A 734-nucleotide genomic window follows, 5' to 3' on the forward strand; every position below is an offset into this window, starting at 1 on the left:
TCCAGCGTGGGGTGGCCCACGACGTACGCCACCAGCCGCTTGTCGCCCGGCACGTCCTCGCGCACCACCACCACCGCCTCGCGCACGGAAGGGTGCGAGTGCAGGACGGACTCCACCTCGCCCGGCTCGATGCGGAAGCCGCGCACCTTCACCTGCGCGTCCACCCGGCCCACGAAGTCCAGCGTCCCATCCGCCCGCCACCGCGCCCTGTCGCCCGTGCGGTACAGCCGTGCACCGGGCACGCCGCTGAAGGCGTCCGGCACGAAGCGCTGCGCCGTCGTCGCGGGGTGGCCAGGGTAGCCACGGCCCACGCCCGCGCCGCCGATGAACACCTCGCCCGGCACTCCGGGCGCCACGGGCTCACCGTGGGCGTCCAGCAGGTACAGCCGGGCCCGGGCCACCGGCCGGCCGATGGGCACCACGGTGGCGTCCGGCGCCAGTGCCTCCACGGCGTGGAAGGTCGCGCAGACGGTGGCCTCGGTGGGGCCGTAGAGGTTGGTGAGCTGGCCCTTGGGGCCCGCCGCGAGCACGTTGCGCACGGCGCGAGGGTCGGCGCGGTCCCCGCCGAAGAAGGTGTTGCGCAGGGCCGCCAGCGCTCCGGGCTCCTCACGCGCCATCTCGTGGAAGAGGGCGGTGGTGAGCAGCACCGTGGTGGCGCCCACTTCCCGCAGCTTCCGGGCGAGGTGCGGCGGCGACAGCGTGACGTCACGCGGGAGGATGACGAGCCGCGCGCC

General features: G+C 75.3%; 1 protein-coding gene. It reads right to left on the reverse strand.

The window, feature by feature from the left end; all coding sequences use genetic code 11:
• The coding region (locus D7Y13_RS41935; protein WP_147452666.1) for an AMP-binding protein at positions 1-734 on the reverse strand (734 nt) is incomplete at both ends.

This window comes from Corallococcus praedator, from assembly GCF_003612125.1.
Taxonomy (GTDB): domain Bacteria; phylum Myxococcota; class Myxococcia; order Myxococcales; family Myxococcaceae; genus Corallococcus; species Corallococcus praedator.